Annotated in this window: 16 protein-coding genes and 1 riboswitch; of the genes, 12 read left to right on the top strand and 4 right to left on the bottom strand. The window is 60.1% G+C overall.

What is annotated here, in order from left to right; genetic code table 11:
• Positions 1 to 275: 275 nt before the first annotated feature.
• Both LHFGNBLO_RS13845 and LHFGNBLO_RS13840 read right to left on the bottom strand, forming a co-directional pair.
• Positions 276 to 524: a conjugal transfer protein TraD gene (locus LHFGNBLO_RS13845; protein ID WP_258608206.1), complete on the bottom strand. Its 249-nt coding sequence runs from the start codon at positions 522 to 524 to the stop codon at positions 276 to 278.
• 1 nt (position 525) lies between these two features.
• Positions 526 to 852, bottom strand: coding sequence for a conjugal transfer protein TraD (locus tag LHFGNBLO_RS13840; RefSeq protein WP_258609715.1), 327 nt, complete (start codon positions 850 to 852; stop codon positions 526 to 528).
• Between the two features lie 172 nt (positions 853 to 1,024).
• Here LHFGNBLO_RS13840 and traA point away from each other — a divergent pair, with 172 nt between their 5' ends.
• Together traA and LHFGNBLO_RS13830 are read left to right on the top strand one after the other, a co-directional pair.
• A complete protein-coding gene (gene traA / locus LHFGNBLO_RS13835; RefSeq protein WP_258608204.1) occupies positions 1,025 to 4,021 on the top strand; it encodes a Ti-type conjugative transfer relaxase TraA in 2,997 nt (998 codons plus the stop codon).
• Positions 4,022 to 4,149: 128 nt separating this feature from the next.
• Positions 4,150 to 4,362, top strand: a complete 213-nt coding sequence (locus LHFGNBLO_RS13830; protein WP_027030983.1) for a helix-turn-helix transcriptional regulator — start codon at positions 4,150 to 4,152, stop codon at positions 4,360 to 4,362.
• A 258-nt stretch (positions 4,363 to 4,620) separates the two neighbouring features.
• Here the strand turns inward: LHFGNBLO_RS13830 and LHFGNBLO_RS13825 are convergent, their stop codons facing one another.
• Entirely contained in the window at positions 4,621 to 5,289 is a 669-nt protein-coding gene (locus LHFGNBLO_RS13825; protein ID WP_258608201.1) for a hypothetical protein, read from the bottom strand.
• A gap of 107 nt (positions 5,290 to 5,396) precedes the next feature.
• Between LHFGNBLO_RS13825 and LHFGNBLO_RS13820 the strand changes: the two genes are divergently transcribed.
• Positions 5,397 to 5,693, top strand: coding sequence for a helix-turn-helix domain-containing protein (locus tag LHFGNBLO_RS13820; RefSeq protein WP_224689369.1), 297 nt, complete (start codon positions 5,397 to 5,399; stop codon positions 5,691 to 5,693).
• Positions 5,694 to 5,833: 140 nt separating this feature from the next.
• Here LHFGNBLO_RS13820 and LHFGNBLO_RS13815 read toward each other — a convergent pair whose 3' ends face one another.
• A complete protein-coding gene (locus LHFGNBLO_RS13815) occupies positions 5,834 to 7,126 on the bottom strand; it encodes a tyrosine-type recombinase/integrase (RefSeq protein WP_258608199.1) in 1,293 nt (430 codons plus the stop codon).
• A gap of 418 nt (positions 7,127 to 7,544) precedes the next feature.
• On the opposite strand from LHFGNBLO_RS13815, the gene LHFGNBLO_RS13810 reads away from it, so the two are divergent.
• The 9 genes from LHFGNBLO_RS13810 to LHFGNBLO_RS13770 all read left to right on the top strand — a co-directional run bounded on the left by LHFGNBLO_RS13810 (position 7,545) and on the right by LHFGNBLO_RS13770 (position 16,319).
• A complete protein-coding gene (locus LHFGNBLO_RS13810; RefSeq protein WP_258608197.1) occupies positions 7,545 to 7,979 on the top strand; it encodes a hypothetical protein in 435 nt (144 codons plus the stop codon).
• Between the two features lie 594 nt (positions 7,980 to 8,573).
• Positions 8,574 to 9,392 (top strand): hypothetical protein, encoded by an 819-nt coding sequence (locus LHFGNBLO_RS13805; RefSeq protein WP_258608195.1) that lies wholly within the window; start codon positions 8,574 to 8,576, stop codon positions 9,390 to 9,392.
• 121 nt (positions 9,393 to 9,513) lie between these two features.
• Positions 9,514 to 10,215, top strand: a complete 702-nt coding sequence (locus LHFGNBLO_RS13800) for a restriction endonuclease (RefSeq protein ID WP_258608193.1) — start codon at positions 9,514 to 9,516, stop codon at positions 10,213 to 10,215.
• Positions 10,216 to 10,901: 686 nt separating this feature from the next.
• Positions 10,902 to 11,018: riboswitch (guanidine-I (ykkC/yxkD leader) on the top strand.
• A gap of 100 nt (positions 11,019 to 11,118) precedes the next feature.
• A complete protein-coding gene (locus LHFGNBLO_RS13795; protein ID WP_258608191.1) occupies positions 11,119 to 12,183 on the top strand; it encodes a putative urea ABC transporter substrate-binding protein in 1,065 nt (354 codons plus the stop codon).
• Between the two features lie 36 nt (positions 12,184 to 12,219).
• A complete protein-coding gene (locus LHFGNBLO_RS13790; RefSeq protein ID WP_258608190.1) occupies positions 12,220 to 13,098 on the top strand; it encodes an ABC transporter permease in 879 nt (292 codons plus the stop codon).
• The gene (locus tag LHFGNBLO_RS13785; protein WP_258608189.1) at positions 13,095 to 13,904 is read left to right on the top strand and encodes an ATP-binding cassette domain-containing protein; all 810 of its coding nucleotides are present in this window, start codon (positions 13,095 to 13,097) and stop codon (positions 13,902 to 13,904) included. The genes LHFGNBLO_RS13790 and LHFGNBLO_RS13785 overlap by 4 nt, the downstream gene beginning before the upstream one ends.
• 11 nt (positions 13,905 to 13,915) lie before the next feature.
• A complete protein-coding gene (locus tag LHFGNBLO_RS13780; protein WP_258608188.1) occupies positions 13,916 to 15,124 on the top strand; it encodes an agmatinase family protein in 1,209 nt (402 codons plus the stop codon).
• 2 nt (positions 15,125 to 15,126) lie between these two features.
• The gene (locus tag LHFGNBLO_RS13775) at positions 15,127 to 15,666 is read left to right on the top strand and encodes a hypothetical protein (protein WP_258608186.1); all 540 of its coding nucleotides are present in this window, start codon (positions 15,127 to 15,129) and stop codon (positions 15,664 to 15,666) included.
• 59 nt (positions 15,667 to 15,725) lie between these two features.
• Complete coding sequence (locus LHFGNBLO_RS13770) at positions 15,726 to 16,319, top strand: HupE/UreJ family protein (protein ID WP_258608184.1); 594 nt, start codon at positions 15,726 to 15,728, stop codon at positions 16,317 to 16,319.
• Positions 16,320 to 16,500: the final 181 nt, after the last annotated feature.

The raw sequence follows: 16,500 nt of genomic DNA, 5'->3' as shown, positions 1-16,500 counted from the left end.
ATCGCATCTGTGGGGCGTGGGAAGTTTCGAGGGGAACACGATCTGGCGTTTGAAGTTTGCTCATAGGGCAGCGCCTGCTTTGACGAGCTTCGCCTACTCAAGCCTTGCGCCCTTCATCATCAAGATCAAGGCCTCGCGAGAGAAGATTGTCGCCGGTAGCGACGATGAATGCGAAAGCTTCCAGCGCAAGCGCTTGACTGCGGCGTCGGCGCTGGCGCACCGGCGGAGGTCTGCTGTCCCGGCTTCTTGCCGGCCGCTGCTTGCGCCAACTGTGGCTAAGTTCCCCGTCCCCTCCGCTCTTCAAGCCTTTCCGCATCGAACGCCTGCTTTCCCTTCGCGGCCCATAGGTCTCGCGCATGCTCGCCTTGATGGCTCTGCAGCTTGGCGGCGATCCAGAGCATCGCTCCGTAGATGATGGCGCGATCGTCATTGGTCAGTTCAACGATGCCTGCCTTGACGACGAGCCCGCCGAGTTCGATGAGATGTCGGGTGCGCTGGCGACGCTCGACCTGCCAGGTGCGCATGTCATGCCGAGCCCGTGCCGCTCGCCGGCGATTGTGGGCCGCCCGGTTGCGCTGGAGCGCTGCGAGGGTTGCGCTGAGATTCCCGAGCAGTTCGCCGGGAGCCGCTCTCGAAAAACATCACTCCACGCTTGGCCCATGCCTCACGCTTTGAGATGTCTTTCGTTTCTGCGATTGCGACCAGTGCGCCGGCCAGTTCGTCGGTGCTCAGCTGATCGGCGCCGGTGGCGATCACCAGCTCGCCAAGTTGCTGCACCTTTCGCGTTTTGAGTTCTCGCGCCTTGTCTTCCAGCGCCTTCAGTTCGGCGTCGAAGTCTCGTGGTTTGCGCATGGCTGTCTCCATTGATTGTCGATCTCTGGATGATAGGGGATCGTCCGCCGGAAGGCTTCAGGCTTGCCGAGACAGCCCGGGACGGGCTGGTCCATCCCGAGATTTTTTCGAGGGAGGGCGCGCTTATACGTCGTGCCGACGTACGCTTTGACGTGCAAATGATCCCGTCGCGATGGCGATCTTTCATCTTCACGTCAAGGTCATTGGCCGCAAGGCTGGCAGCAGCGCGTTGGCTTCTGCGGCCTACCGTTCGGCTTCGCGACTACGCGACGAACGGATCGAACGCACTCATGACTTCTCCGCCAAGCGCGGCGTCGTCCATTCCCAGGTGATGCTGCCGGAGGATGCACCGGAGGCCTGGCGCGACCGTGAGAGGCTTTGGAACGATGTCGAGGCGTTCGAGGTCCGGAAGGATGCCCAGCTTGCCCGCGAGGTGGAGTTTGCGCTCCCGCGTGAACTCAGCCAGGCGCAAGGCATCCAACTGGCGCGCGACTTTGTACAAGTCGAGTTTGTCAGCAAGGGCATGGTCGCCGATCTCAATGTGCATTGGGACAGGGCAGAGGATGGCAGCCCCAAACCGCACGCTCATGTCATGCTCACCATGCGGTCCGTGGACGAGAACGGTTTTGGTGCCAAGGTTCGAGACTGGAATGCTACCCAGCTGGTCGAGCGCTGGCGGGAGCGATGGGCGGAGCTGGCCAATGAGCGCCTGGCCGAACTCGACATCGACGCCCGCATCGATCATCGCAGCCTGGAAGCACAGGGCATCGCCCTGGAGCCGCAAACGCAGATTGGTGCACCAGCTCAACGCATCGAGGGCAGCGGCCTGGCTGCTGGCGACATTGAAGCAGATCGCGCCGAACTGCATCGCGAGATCGCGCGCAACAATGGCGCGCGCATCATTGCGGATCCATCCGTGGCGCTCGATGCCATCACGCATCAGCAATCGACCTTCACCCGAAAGGACATCGCGAAGTTCGCGCATCGGCACAGCGATGGCATCGAGCAGTTCAACCAGGTGATGAGCGCGATCGGCAACGCGCCCGATCTGGTCGAACTCGGCAAGGACGGACGCGGCGAAGACCGGCTCACCTCCCGACAGATGATCGAGACCGAACAGCGCCTTCACCGCGCTGCAGAACACATGACCGGGAAGGAGCGTCATGCGGTGAGTGATCAGGATCGAGAAGCCGCTCGCGCGCGCGCAGCGCAACGCGGGCTTGTTCTGTCAGGCGAGCAGGCCGAAGCGCTTGCGCATATCACGGACGGCCGCGGTCTTGATGTCGTTGTCGGGCTTGCCGGAACCGGCAAGAGCACCATGCTTGGCGTTGCGCGCCAGGCATGGGCGGCAGCGGGCTATGAGGTTCGAGGCGCCGCACTCTCCGGCATTGCCGCTGAAAATCTCGAGAGCGGTTCAGGAATTGCTTCGCGCACAATCGCCAGCTTGGAACACAGCTGGGAACAGGGTCGCGATCTTCTCACCGCGCGTGATGTCCTGGTGATCGACGAAGCCGGCATGGTCGGCACGCGCCAATTGGAGCGCGTGCTCTCCCATGCCGCAGGCGTCGGCGCAAAGGTTGTGCTGGTCGGCGATCCGCAGCAGTTGCAGGCGATCGAAGCCGGCGCCGCATTCCGTTCGATCCGCGAACGACATGGCGGCGTCGAGATCGGTCAGGTGCGCCGGCAGCGCGAGGACTGGCAGCGTGACGCCACGCGCAATCTGGCAATCGGCAGGATCGGTGCCGCGATCGGCGCCTATGACACGCAAGGCATGGTGCACCAGGCTGCCTCGCGCGATCAGGCGCGCATCGATCTGGTCGAGCGTTGGGATCGCGACAGGCAGGCAGAGCCAGAGGCAAGCCGGATCATTCTCACCCACACAAACGACGAAGTGCGTGCGCTCAACAAGGCAGCGCGCAAGCACATGCGGGCTGCTGGAGATCTCGGCGATGATGTTCACGTCGATGTCGAACGCGGTGCAAGGAACTTCGCCAGCGGCGACCGCATCATGTTCCTGCGCAACGAACGCGGGCTCGGCGTCAAGAACGGTACGTTGGGCATGATTGAAGACGTCAGCGGGCAGAGCATGACCGTGCGCACTGACGACGGCAGGTCGGTGAGCTTCGACCTGAAAGATTATACCCACTTTGACCACGGCTATGCCGCGACAATCCACAAAGCGCAGGGCATGACGGTTGACCGAACCCACGTCCTGGCGACGCCGGGTATGGATGCCCATGGGAGCTACGTTGCCCTGTCGCGGCATCGAGACGGGATGGACCTGCATTACAGCGGCGACGACTTCGCGACACGGGACCGGCTTGTCCGTACGCTGTCACGTGACCGCGCCAAGGACATGGCGTCGGACTACGAGCAGATCGATCCGGCGCAGAGCTATGCCGAGCGGCGCGGCATCACCTTTCGCGAGCGTGTCGCAGAGATCGTGCGCAAGGTCGTGCCTGAAAGGCTACGCAACATGTTCGACGGCCGGCGCCCTTCGGCAGATGGCGCGCCCGACTTCGACGCCATGCGCAGGCCGGAAAGAGAGGAAGTGCGCCTCGAACCCGCAGCGCCCGCCAGAGAGATCGCCGAGGACGGGCAAGCGGCGTTGCGGAAAGCCCGAACCGATGCGCTCGTGCGTCATGCCCGCGCCATTGACGCGATATTCAGCGACGAGGGCGCAGGAAACAAGGCCAGCCCGATGCGGTTGCGCGAATTGGCTGACGCCCGAAAAGCCTTCGACGAGGTGCGGCCCCATGGCTGGCGCGATGCCGAGGCGGCTTATGTCAAGAGCCCGGAACTTGTCGCCGAGGCCGCCGGCGGACGGATCAACCGCGCCATCCGCGCCCTCCAGCTTGAAACTGAAATCCGCACCGGACTGGACAACGATCCGGGCCGCCGCGCAGACCATTTCGTGGAGCGTTGGCACAAACTCGACCGGACCAGCCAGCACCAGTATCAGGCGGGTGACATGTCCGGCTACAAGGCCACGCGATCGGCGATGGGTGACATGGCCAAAAGCCTCGAGCGCGATCCGCAGCTTGAATCCATCCTCGCCAACCGCAAGCACGACCTTGGCATCAGCGTCGACTCTGGTCGGCGCCTTGGTGCGGAACTCGCATTCACCCACGGCATCGACCTCGGGCGGGGCCGGGGCATTGGACTCTAGACAGTCCTATCTGCCGCCGTCTCTATGCCGGGGTACGATGACGCGGAAAACCCTCTTGCGCGCTCGCAAATGTCTGCCCTCTCTTGATCAGGAGCAGTCAAAAACAACCAGCAGGAGGCAGTGCGTCCATGCGCGAACCAGACCGTATCATCCGCCTGAAAACCGTCGTCTCTCGGACAGGTCTGTCCCGGTCCACCATCTATCGCAAGATCGCCGACGGCACCTTCCCACGCCAGATCCAGATCAGTATCCACGGTGCAGGCTGGCATGAATCCGACATCAGTCGCTGGATCACCAATCCTGTTTCGTGGCGTCCGCAAGACGAGGATGACAAGTTTTGATGAGGGTGATGCACACTGCGCGGAAAGCTGGCCCTCATCGAGACGCAGCGGTCACGGCGGCAGGGTTACTGCCATGTCCGTCAGGAGCGCCGCCGAGGCGAGCGAAAACGGCAAACCAGAAACGATGGTCGGCCTCGCGCTCATCAAGATGGCTTGCTCAAGCAGGGCAACTTTGGAGCGAAGCGGCCGTGACGGGCTGCCTCCGATCCGGCTTTCTTCGAAGCAGGCTGCATCCTCACCGCCTATAAGGTCCGTCGGCTAACGATTGCCCGATCGATCGAGATCATCGCCGGATCGATATTTATGGTGGCGGGCGAGGTCATCCAGCACAGATCGGATATGCGGCCAGGGGAAATCGTCTGGATGTTCCCAGTGCTCACCGTCACGCAGGATGACCTTGAGCTTGGCCAAAATGCCTTCTATGGACGTGGCCGCTGTCTGCGGTAGATCATCCAGAAGCGCGCTTTCGGCTGTTTCCGATTGCCGGATAAGTTCGTCTGCTCTCGTATAGCCGATCTCAGCATCAGCAGCGTCCCAGCGCGCCTGGTGTGCCGCGAAATCCGCAAGCGCCCTGCCCCATTCGACTTCGTTTTCAGGAGAGTAGGCAACGTTCAGGCTCTCGATGGAATGGAGCGTCACGTCCCTACCATCGGCAAGCCGCACCCTGGCGCAGGGAAAGCCGATCGTCCTGGCGAGGTGTGTCTCCAACCGCTGCTGTTCGCGGCACAACGACAGTGTCTCATCGTGGATCTTTTGCCAGTTCCCACACAGACGAAGAGCAGGATCGGCCGCGCTGCTACCGTCCGTCAGTTCGGCGGCCCGAGACTTTCCATGGAAGGGCCATGCCGCCGCGGCCGTGGCCGTGCCCGCCAGCAAGCGCCGCCGGGTGACGAAAAACGCACTCATGCTATTGTCGGAATCAGCCATGATCCGAGCTCCTAACAGCTGGGTTGTGGTGAGGCCGCGTCGAGTGTTCGCGCATTCGGTGCGGCCGCTTTCTAAAAACGAAAGGATTATTGGTTTTTAGAAAGAAGATGTCAACGTTTTCCGAAAAGGCTTGCGATTTTCGGGAGTTATCACCAGTTTGCGGAATGGATTCTTCTCAATGTCGCGCCGCACGAGCGCTGTTGAAATGGACGCAAGAGGATCTCGCCGCCCGCTCCGGCGCGAGTGCTGTTACCATTCGCAATTTCGAGAACGACCGTTCTGTTCCTCAAACTGGAACGCGATACCTCCTCCAAAAAACGCTTGAGAATGCCGGCATCGAGTTCATCCCTGAAAATGGCGGTGGTGTCGGTGTGCGCTTGTCACGGCGTTCCGAAAGTACGTAGGAGCACGTTCTTGACCTGTGGACGTGATGCGAGTTCTTCAACTAGATCGCCTAACAGCGCACGTTTGCTATCCGAATGCAGCAAATCAACCAATTCGGCTGCGTCGCCGATTACGGCTTTGCGAACCGCGTTGCCAAAGCTCACGTCATAGAGCTTGGCGTTTTCCCGCCCTGCAAAAATGCGGCCCAATCGCTCATCATGGCGCGGCGCTTCTCAATCATGGTTTCACGCCGATATGCGGCCTCAACGTCGCTGTTGATGGCATGGGCGAGCGCAAATTCCCGCATGTCTCTTGGATAATCTGACAACTCCCCTGCCCAATCCGAAAACGTTGACCGCAGCCCATGGGGCACGGCTGGACGCCTCGAGTTCTTGTCGAGCCAGCCCGTGCGGCCCGCCTCGATCTCGTTTTCGTGCATCCGTCTCATGGTCGCACTCAACGTCATGTCGGAGAGCATGCCGCCGCGGATCGCCGGAAACACATATTCTGTGTCGGCGGTCGCGGCCTCTTTCATCGCAGTTAGGATTGTCATTGCCGCATCGGATAGCGCCACAACGTGCGGGCGCTTCATTTTCATTCGCGACGCCGGCACTGTCCACAATTTGTCGTTCCAATCGATTTCCGACCATTCCAAACCGCGCACTTCACCTGATCGCGCAGCGGTCAGTGTCGCGAATTCCAATGCCCGTGCACCCGTGCCTTCGCGTTTGCGCAATGCTGCGAACCACGTGGGCGCGTCTTTCAACTGAACGGCGGGCTGATTATCGACTGTCGCAACCTTGCTTGGCTTGGACAACATGGCATTGAGATTGCCCTTCCACTGTGCCGGATTGTCGCCCTCGCGGTGTCCGTGTGCCTTTGCCCAATCAAGCACGCGTTCGCAACGTTGCCGCAAACGCGTGGCCGTCTCCGTCTTGGTCGTCCAGATCGGCTTAAGGATTTCGACCATGTGATGTTTGGTGACTTCGGAAACGGCAAGATTGCCGATGACGGGCATTGCATACTTGTCCAGCGTGGATTGCCATTGCTTCCGATGCTTTTCGTTCCTGAATTCCGCCAGCGTGTCGGCAAGGAATTTGTCAACGGCATCGCGGAATGTGAGATGGCGCTTTGCGGCCTCGATCGCGGCTTTGCGACGCTCGCGCTTCTCTTGAAGCGGATTGATGCCGTTGCGGATTTTGTCTTTGGTCGCCCTCGCCCGCTCGCGGGCTTCGCCCAATGATACGTCATGCCCGCCAAGACCCATTTCGCAACGCCGGCCATTGACGTTTGTTGTGCGCAATAGCCATGACCGGCCGCTGCCCGGCGTGATTTGGAGCATGAGCCCGGCAACACCGCCCACAGCAAACACAGCGTTGCCCGGTGTGGTCGATCCGGGGTGTTTCAAGTTCTTGACGGCTAGTGCTGAAAGTTCCTTCGCGATCTTCGGCATTTCTCTATCCCATCATCTTACCCGCCAAAAATAATGGCATTGAATGATGCGGAGTGCAACGGCGCGAGACAGCAATTTTAGATTAAAGCATTGATATTGCCTTATGATTTTCATTGATTGAGACGACATGAGACAGCAATATGGCTGTCGCTCTCTCCGCCAGAATCTCTCTCTCCGCCAGAATCTCTGCTATCTATTTGTAATTACGATACTTTGTCAAAACGCTTCCCAGGCGTCCTACTGCCCGTCCTACTTTCGTTGCTGGCTAGAGCTACCCCTCGCCCCGCAGGATTACTCGTTGCGCATGGGAACCTTCATGCGAACGAAATGGGAACATATGGCTTGCGGGAGTCAAGTTCGCCGTCGTATCGTTGGCCCGCAGGCCTATGAGGGCTCGACAAACGAGTGAGGTAGATGAATGTCGCAGCTTGAGTATCATTATGAGACTATCGGCCGGGTGCTCAAGCACCTCATCGACCGAGGCCTTCGGAAAGTGGATCTCGATGGCTCGGACGCCAGGAATATCATACCGGAACAAGAGGGTAGGGAAGACGAATGGGATGTCGAAAATACCTTCGATAGCGTCATTCATTGGATGATAGACGAAGGACTGTTGCGGGCTAGCAGCATTCAACAGGACGAAGATTGTGACATATTCAACGGTGTTCAACTAACGTCGAAAGATTTAGCGGTAATTAAAAAGCAGCCGTCAGGCCAAGAACTCGACGGAAGTATCGAGGAGATACTGAAGGATGAAAAGAAGACCGCGCTTTCGGCAGATGTATATACCAAAATTGGCTCTCTCGTTGGTGGCGCAGCCGGCGGCTTCATACAAGCCATTGGCGGCGGATAGGTCGTTTCGCCTCTCTGCGCAAATAAAGCTGCAGATCGATTTATAACAGAATCAATGCGTTGGACTATTGGCGGAAAATGCAAAACGCACTTTTCCTGAGGTCGGTGTAGACAGCCAAAAATAGGTGGAGCGACGAATACATGGATTGACTGCCTTGCCGTACCCGCGCGATTGTGGCGGCGGGTAGAGGGGGGTCGTGATGGGAATTCTCATAGTTGCAGTTCTTATCGGGCTATTGCCGACGGCAATCGCCAGATCAAAGGGCAGATCGTTTGTCCTGTGGTGGATCTATGGAGCGGCACTTTTCATCGTTGCCTTGCCGCACGCGCTCTTAATGAGCTCGGATCAACGAGCAATTGAAGGCCGGGCTCTCTCGAGCGGGATGAAGAAATGCTCGCATCGCGCCGAACTCATCAAAAGCGAAGCGAAGGTTTACCGGTATTGCCACAACGCGGTGTAAAAGCGCGTGCGCGCGCACGGCGCCTAACTGCCTTGTCTGCATCAAACGGACGGCTCATGGATTTGACCTTTTCCGGGGCGCAAGGCGCAAAACTGGGGGCCAGGAAGTGAGCGACGAACGAAGACAAGAAAGCCGTGCTGCAGGCGCTCAGCAAGTCCACTGAACTTTGCCTTGATACGCCGCTGTACACGCTGGTTGAAGAAGTTGCTAGCGAAGACGAGACAGCTTTAGTCGCTCAACATTTGCGGTCTAAATTCATACAATTTGACTGCTATTGCATTCACTGCAGGAAGCAATCCACGTTCAAGACCTCACGATCGCTAAGTAATTACCAGGAATGGCTCAGGGCAAAGAACAATAGAGTTCTCGAAAATGAGGTATTTACTTTGCATATTCACTGCCAAAGAAATACAAGCCACATTTATAGCTATGTATTCGAACCATTTAATAAAGGCGTTAAGAAAATTGGCCAATATCCATCGATGGAAGATATCGCTTCCTCTGACATCGACCGATTTAGGCCAGTGCTTGAGAAGGAATATTTCTCAGAACTACATCGAGCTGGCGGCCTTGTAAGCCACGGGCTTGGCATAGCTGCATTCGTTTACCTGCGCCGCATTTTCGAGCGCCTCATCTACCAGCACCACCGAGAATTTTTAGCATCGCACGGCGAAATCGCAGGATTCGAGACCATGAGAATGGATGAGAAGATCGGCTCGCTGAAGGCGGTCTTGCCTTCGACACTGGTCGATACGAAGGCGGCCTACGGGATCCTGAGTTTGGGGCTGCATGAACTAAGTGAGCAGGCCTGTCTGAAATTCTATCCTGTGGTTCGCGCAGCGATCATTGCCATCCTGGAAGAGGACCTTCAGAACAGGGAGCGGGCCAAGGCGGCTGAGGCCCTTCGACAAGCGGTTGCACAGGCGGCGGGCGAGGCAAAAAGCACCAAGTGACACGTGCCGTTGCCGTGGACATTGGAACGAGCCACGCCGTTCGATATCAATTGCGAGGGACGGGGGGCCGATGCTAGCGGGCTTACCGACGTGGATTCAGTGGCTTCTAGGGGTAAGGCGAGTGACGCCCGATTGGAAACAGTATCAAGAGGAAGCAGCTGAATTCTTTCGGTCTCTCGGCTTGAAGGCATCAACTGACGTTAGGCTTGCAGGCGTCAGAACAGTCCACGATATCGACGTGCTGGTAACGATAGATGTGGCTGGGTTTGAGGTTAAATGGCTCGTTGAATGTAAACACTGGAAAACTGCAATCACCAAACTGCACGTATTGGGACTGCGGACGATCGTTATGGAATTGGGTGCTGACCGTGGAATAATTCTCTGTGAAGAGGGATTTCAAAGTGGAGCTGTGGAAGCCGCAAACCTTACGAACGTGCAGGTAACATCTCTTGCCTTGTTGAGAGTGTCCTCCAAAGACGCCATTTACGCGGCTCGCTTGCGGGAGCTGTTTGACCGCACTGAACGTTGTCGTGAGAGATATTGGGATATTCCCAAGGAAGTTCGTATCGCAAAAGGGCTTCGTTTCGATGTCGGTGACACCGGGGTTGGGGAGGATTATCTGTATTCGGGTGCTAGGATCGTCGATTTTGCCTCAGAAATAATTGCCAAGGCTCTTCGAGGTCAGTACCCGATACGAAATGATTCTATATTATTGCGAACAACGAATCCAAACCTTCCCGAGCGCCTAGATGGACCGCAAGAGGTCGTCGCGATGCTTGAGCCGCTTCTCACCAGACTCGAGGGTAAGCTGGACGCGGCCTGAGCCACTTCAGCGGAGCCGGCTTCTAGCAAAGCCCTGGTCGCGCGCCGTCCGTTGCGAATGGTGGGCTTGCAGAGTGATCTGAGGTTCGACCAGACAAGCCTTAGATGAGGGCACCCAATCGAGAGCAGCTTGGAGTTGCACGGCTGAAAAGAAGCCGGCGGCGAACGGCAAAGGCCAACCGCGTTTACTCCACCGCCCGCTGGTGGGCGTCCTCGAAGTCCGAGATCAGTATGCCCATCTAGTAGGACACATTATCAATATTGTACGCCAGGTAAGCATATTGCTAGATTTTGGCATCGATTTCGGAGCATTTTGCCGATTTATGGTAAGTTCTGCTGCCTCTATCTCACCGCTGGCCGCATAAAAGGCCCGCGCCAAGGGAGGGACCACCGGCGCGGGCCTGCTGATGTTTCCACCAGCCTGCGACGGAGCCAAGCAGGGCATCCGAAGCCGACCTCAACTATTGGAATCCGCTAACGTTCCCTCGCTGCTGTCGTTTCGGAGGAGCCTCACCAGAGCGCGTTTCGGCTGGCCGCCGTCCAACCGCGCTGCATGAATGTTGCCTATTCTGGCGGCGCAGCGATGATTTTTGCGCCATCGGATGAGGCGATTGCCTTCAAATCCACGAGAAAACGGCTCCAGGCCGGTATTTCCGGACTGGCATGCCCCTTGCTTCGTTGCTTGACGTGCAGAGCGTCTAGGGTTCCGGCCGTGTCGATTACGGCGCTGGTCCAAGAGACGCGACCGCCAGGGGGTGCATTGAGGCATCCGGCGGAACACGGCGGGCCAAAATCCCGGGAGAACCCTGCACGGGTTTGCTGGCGCGAACCTCTCCCGGATGCGCGCTCCGTGAACCCCCAACAGACGTCCGGACGCAAGCCGGATCGCAAACAGGGGTACGCAATGCTTCGCAAGCTGGCCGCAATCATCCTCGCCGCATCACTCAGCCTTCCCTTCGTCGCAACAGCGCAAGCGGCGCCGAAGAAAGACTTCAAGATCTGCTGGTCGATCTATGTCGGCTGGATGCCCTGGGGCTATCTCTCCGACAGCGGCATCATGAAGAAATGGGCCGACAAATACGGCATCAATGTCGAGATCACCCGCATCAACGACTATGTCGAAAGCATCAACCAGTACACCGCCGGCGGCTTTGACGGCTGCTCGATGACAAACATGGACGCCCTGTCGATCCCGGCCGGCGGTGGCGTCGACACGACCGCCTTGATCGTCGGCGACTTCTCCAATGGCAATGACGCCGTCATCCTCAAGGACAAGGCCGCGCTCAAGGACATTGCCGGCCAGAAGGTCAATCTCGTCGAGCTCTCGGTCTCGCACTATCTGCTGGCGCGCGCGCTGGAGACGGTGGGGCTGGCCGAGAAGGACATCACTGTAGTCAACACGTCCGACGCCGACATGGTCGCCGCCTACGGCACCGGCGACGTCACCTCCGTCGTCACCTGGAATCCGCTGGTCTCCGAAATCGTCGCCATGCCGGGCGCCCACAAGGTGTTCGATTCGGCGCAGATTCCCGGTGAGATCATCGACCTGATGGTCGTCAACACAGAGACGCTGAAGGACAATCCGGCATTGGGCAAGGCGCTGGTCGGCGCATGGTACGAAGCGATGGCGCTGATGACCTCGGGCACGCCCGAAGGCAAGGCGGCCAAGGAAGAGATGGCCAAGGCATCGGGTACGGATCTTGCCGGCTTCGACGCACAGCTGGCATCGACGGCGATGTTCTTCGAGCCAGCCAAGGCGGTGGACTTCACCAACGGCGCCGAACTGCCGAAGACTATGGATCTGGTTCGCAACTTCCTGTTCAGCCACGGCATCCTCGGCACCAATGCGCCGAGCGTCGACGTGATCGGCATGAGCTTCCCCGACGGCTCGACCCTGGGCGACGCCAAGAACGTCAAATTGCGTTTCGATCCGGCCTATATGGCCGAGGCAGCGGCGGGAACGCTGTAGGGCGGCGCGGCCATGCTGGCCAGAGGAAGCGGCACCATGAACGCTGTACCCGAGGGAGGCGCTGAACTCCCGCGCACCGCTCGGCGCAGGCCGCGGCTTCGCCTGATCAACGCGACGGTGTCGCGAGGCGGAGCCCTGTTCCTTGGCGCCCTGCCGTTTGCCGCCGTGGCGATCGCCTATCTCTTCGCGTCGGCGCAAAGACTGGCCCTCAACCCCAGCGACAAGCTGCTGCCCTCCCCGGCACAGATGTGGTCGGCTTTCCGGGATCTTGCCACGGTTCCGGACAAACGCTCCGGCGACCTGATCCTGTGGGCAGACACTTTTGCCAGCCTGGTCAGGCTGTTCGCAGGCGTCGGCGTGGCGACGCTCGCCGCACTTTGCCTCGGCGTCGCCATCGGTTTCATCCCGCGTATCAGGGCTTTTCTGCTGCCCTTTGTCACCGTTGTCTGCGTCATTCCGCCATTGGCGCTGCTGCCGATCCTGTTCATCGCACTTGGCCTCGGCGAAACGGCCAAGATCACCTTGATCGCGCTCGGTGTCGCCCCGGTCATGGTGCGCGACATCGCCAACCGGGTGATGGAGCTACCGCCGGAACTCGTCGCCAAGGCACAGACGCTCGGCGGCAACAGCTGGACCATGGTGCTGCGGCTGGTGCTGCCGCAAGTCACGCCGCGCCTCATCACCTGCGTGCGGTTGGCGCTTGGACCGGCGTGGCTGTTCCTGATCGCGGCGGAAGCCATCGCCTCGACCGAGGGGCTGGGCTACCGCATCTTCCTCGTCCGCCGCTATCTGTCGATGGACGTCATCCTTCCCTATGTCGCCTGGATCACGCTGCTTGCCGTCATCACCGACTGGCTTCTGGTGCAGCTCTCGCACGCCATCTCGCCCTGGGCTCATCCGGTGCAGAACAAATGAGCCGCATCGTCGTCCATGGACTGGAGAAGAGCTACGGCGATGTCCGCGTGCTGGAACGGGTCAACGTCACCGCCGAGACCGGCGAGTTCCTGTCGCTGGTCGGCGCCAGCGGCTGCGGGAAATCGACATTCCTGCGCATCCTGCTCGGTCAGGAGCAGCAAAGCAGCGGCGTGGTCATCGTTGGCGATCGGCCGATCGTGCCGCAGCCGACGCCGCAACGCGGCATCGTCTTCCAGCGCTATTCGGTGTTTCCGCATCTGACCGCCCTGCAGAACCTGCTTTTGGTCGAAGACTTTCGCTCGGGCGGGCCGTTAGGCCGCGTCTTCGGCGCTAGGCGCAGAAACGCCAGGCAAGAGGCCGAAACCATGCTGGAGCGCGTCGGTCTCGCCCATGCGCGCGACCTCTATCCGGCCTCGCTCTCGGGCGGCATGCAGCAGCGGCTGGCGATCGCCCAGACCTTGCTAGGCCGGCCGCAGATCCTGCTTCTCGACGAACCCTTCGGTGCACTCGATCCCGGCATTCGCGTCGAGATGCACGAGCTGCTCACCGAGCTCTGGACCGAACACGGCATGACCGTTGTCATGGTCACCCACGATATCGGCGAGGCCTTCAAGCTCGGCACTCGGGTGCTGGTCTTCGACAAGGTCCGCCATGACCCCCAGTTCCCGTCCGCCTACGGCGCGACGATCACCTACGACCTGAAGCTCGACCGCAAGAACCGGGCTTCCCCACAAGACGTGGCCAAAGTGGCCGCGATGGTCGGGACGACCCGACTGGACAGCGCAATCGCGGCGACGACGTCGTGAAGGAGGTTTTCATGCACAGAGACAGTCCAGAACGCCGGCATCGCCGCGCCGGGCTATTCGACCGCCAGCCACGCCAGCGTTTCCACCATCCGAACTTCGAGATCCGCGACATGCAGGGCTGGAAGTCGATCGAAGCGGAAGGAAGGCTGCCCGAGGACGGCTGGCGCAAGGAACAGAAATGGGCGCTGGATATGGGCCTGCCGGGATCGGATTCGATCATCGACAAGTCGATCCCGACATTCGCGCGCGGCGAGCTGCCGCATTTCGCCGGCATCAACACCTTCCTCAAGGCGCCCTATGTCGAGAACGTCCGCGATGTCGGCAGGTATGACGCGGCAGTCATGGGCATTCCTTTCGACAGCGGCACCACCTATCGGCCCGGAACCCGTTTCGGACCGCAAGGCATCCGCCGCATCTCGGCGCTCTACACGCCCTACAATTACGAGCTCGGTGTCGACCTGCGCGAGCAGATGACGTTGTGCGACGCCGGCGACGTCTTCACCATCCCGGCCAATCTCGAAAAGAGCTTCGACCAGATCACCAAGGGCGTCAGCCATGTCGCTTCGTCGGGTGCGCTGCCGATCATGCTGGGTGGCGACCATTCGATCGGGTTTCCGTGCGTGCGCGGCATTGCCGACGTGACCTCGAAGCGCATCGGAATCATCCATTTCGATCGCCACATCGACATCCAGGAAAAGGATCTCGACGAGCGCATGCACACGACGCCCTGGTACTGGGCGACCAACCTGCCGAACGTCTCGGCCACCAATCTGGTGCAGCTGGGTATCGGCGGCTGGCAGGTGCCCCGCTACGGCGTCGCCGAGGCAAGGAAGCGCGGCACCAACGTGCTGACGATTTCCGACATCGAACAGATGGGGCTGGAGAAGGCGGCGGAGATCGCGCTCGAACTGGCATGGAAGGATACCGATGCGGTCTACATCTCCTTCGATGTCGACAGCATCGATTGCGGTTTCGTGCCCGGCACCGGCTGGCCGGAGCCGGGCGGCTTCCTGCCGCGCGAAGCACTGAAGCTGCTCGGACTCGTCTCGGCGCCCGGCATCTGCGGACTGGAGGTGGTCGAGGTGTCGCCGCCCTACGACACCTCCGACATCACCGCGCTGTTCGGCGTGCGGGTTGTCGTCGAGGCGCTCGGCTCGATGGTCGCCCACGGCAATCTCGGCAAGCACAAATCCATCATCGACAAGCCGACGAGTTTTTGACCATGCACGATGATCATCATCACCACGGTCACGACCATAGCGACGGCCACCATCACGGGCCGAATGGCCACCATCACCATCCGCACCCTGTCGGCCACAACGGGCCGGCCGGCAAGCCGTTGCAATGGCAGACACCGCATCTGCCACACGATCATGCACCCCAACCCGCCGACCCCCGGGCGACGGATCTCGATCTCGTCGAAATCGCCTTTCTCGAAGGGTTTTCGCGAGCGCCCGATCCGTCCAGTTTCCTGCGCCTCGCCGGAATTCCGTTCGTCGGCGAAACCGCGGAAGGCGTGCGGCTGCATCTTCTGCGCGTCGAGACGCAGGACATGGTCGATGTCGGCGCCGTCATGCCGCTGATCGGCGGCGGCGGCGTGACCTATCACCCGCTGCCGGCGAAACTGACGTCGCACCGCCGCCGCCTGACCTTCGTCTACCATGACGGCACCGGGCAAAGGCCTCTCGACTTCGGCCAGGCGCGGCTTTTGGCCGACAGATCCGAAGCCGCGCAAATCGCCATGCCAGGATCCGGACAATGAGCCCCCCGGTGAGCAACAGTTTCGAACCGACCACACCCCTTTCAAACAGGTCCAGAACGATGAAAACAACACTTTCGATTCTCGGCAGGCTTGCCCCGGCAGCCGCCGCAATCCTCATGCCGTCCTTGGCTTTCGCCCATAGCGGCGGTTTTCATGTCCACGGCTTTCTGAGCGGCCTTGAACATCCGCTGGCTGGCATCGACCATCTGCTTGCGATGATGGCTGTCGGCGTCATCGCAGCACGAACCGGCGGGAGAGCCATCATCGTCGTGCCGTCGTGTTTTGTCGCTGCGATGATCGCCGGCGCCCTGCTCGGCATCGCCGGGATCGGCCTGCCCTCGCTGGAGTCCGGCATCGCTTTGTCGCTGGTGGTGTTCGGCGCCATGATGGCGCTCGCGCGACCTTTGCCGCTTGCTGTCGCCGCTTTGCTGACTGCCCTGTTCGGACTCTTCCACGGCAATGCCCACGGCCTCGAAATTACCGAGACGGCCAGCGGTATCGCCTACGCGATTGGCTTCGTGGTCGCCACTTCGGCCCTGCACGCGACCGGGGCGTTCGCTGCCCTGACGCTTCGGCGCTGGCCGGGAGCCATCCGCACGGCAGGGATCGGAACGTCGTTGGTCGGCGCAGCACTGGCGGCACAGGTCATCTGATCGCACCGCAAGGAACAGGAGGCGAAGGCATGATCAAGCGCCTGACCGTTTGGCAGCGCATTCGAAACATGCTGTACCAGATCCTGAAGATTCGGGCTGAGCGGCTCTGATCGCATCCGCTCGAGATCAAACCCGCGACCGGCTCCATGCCGGTCGCGGGCATCTCCGCGCGTAAGAGGCT

Origin of the sequence: Mesorhizobium sp. AR10 (genome assembly GCF_024746795.1) — a bacterium.
Classification (GTDB): Bacteria; Pseudomonadota; Alphaproteobacteria; order Rhizobiales; family Rhizobiaceae; genus Mesorhizobium.
Note: the sequence above shows the minus strand (reverse complement) of the source record. Positions and strands in the feature narration are given on the sequence as shown.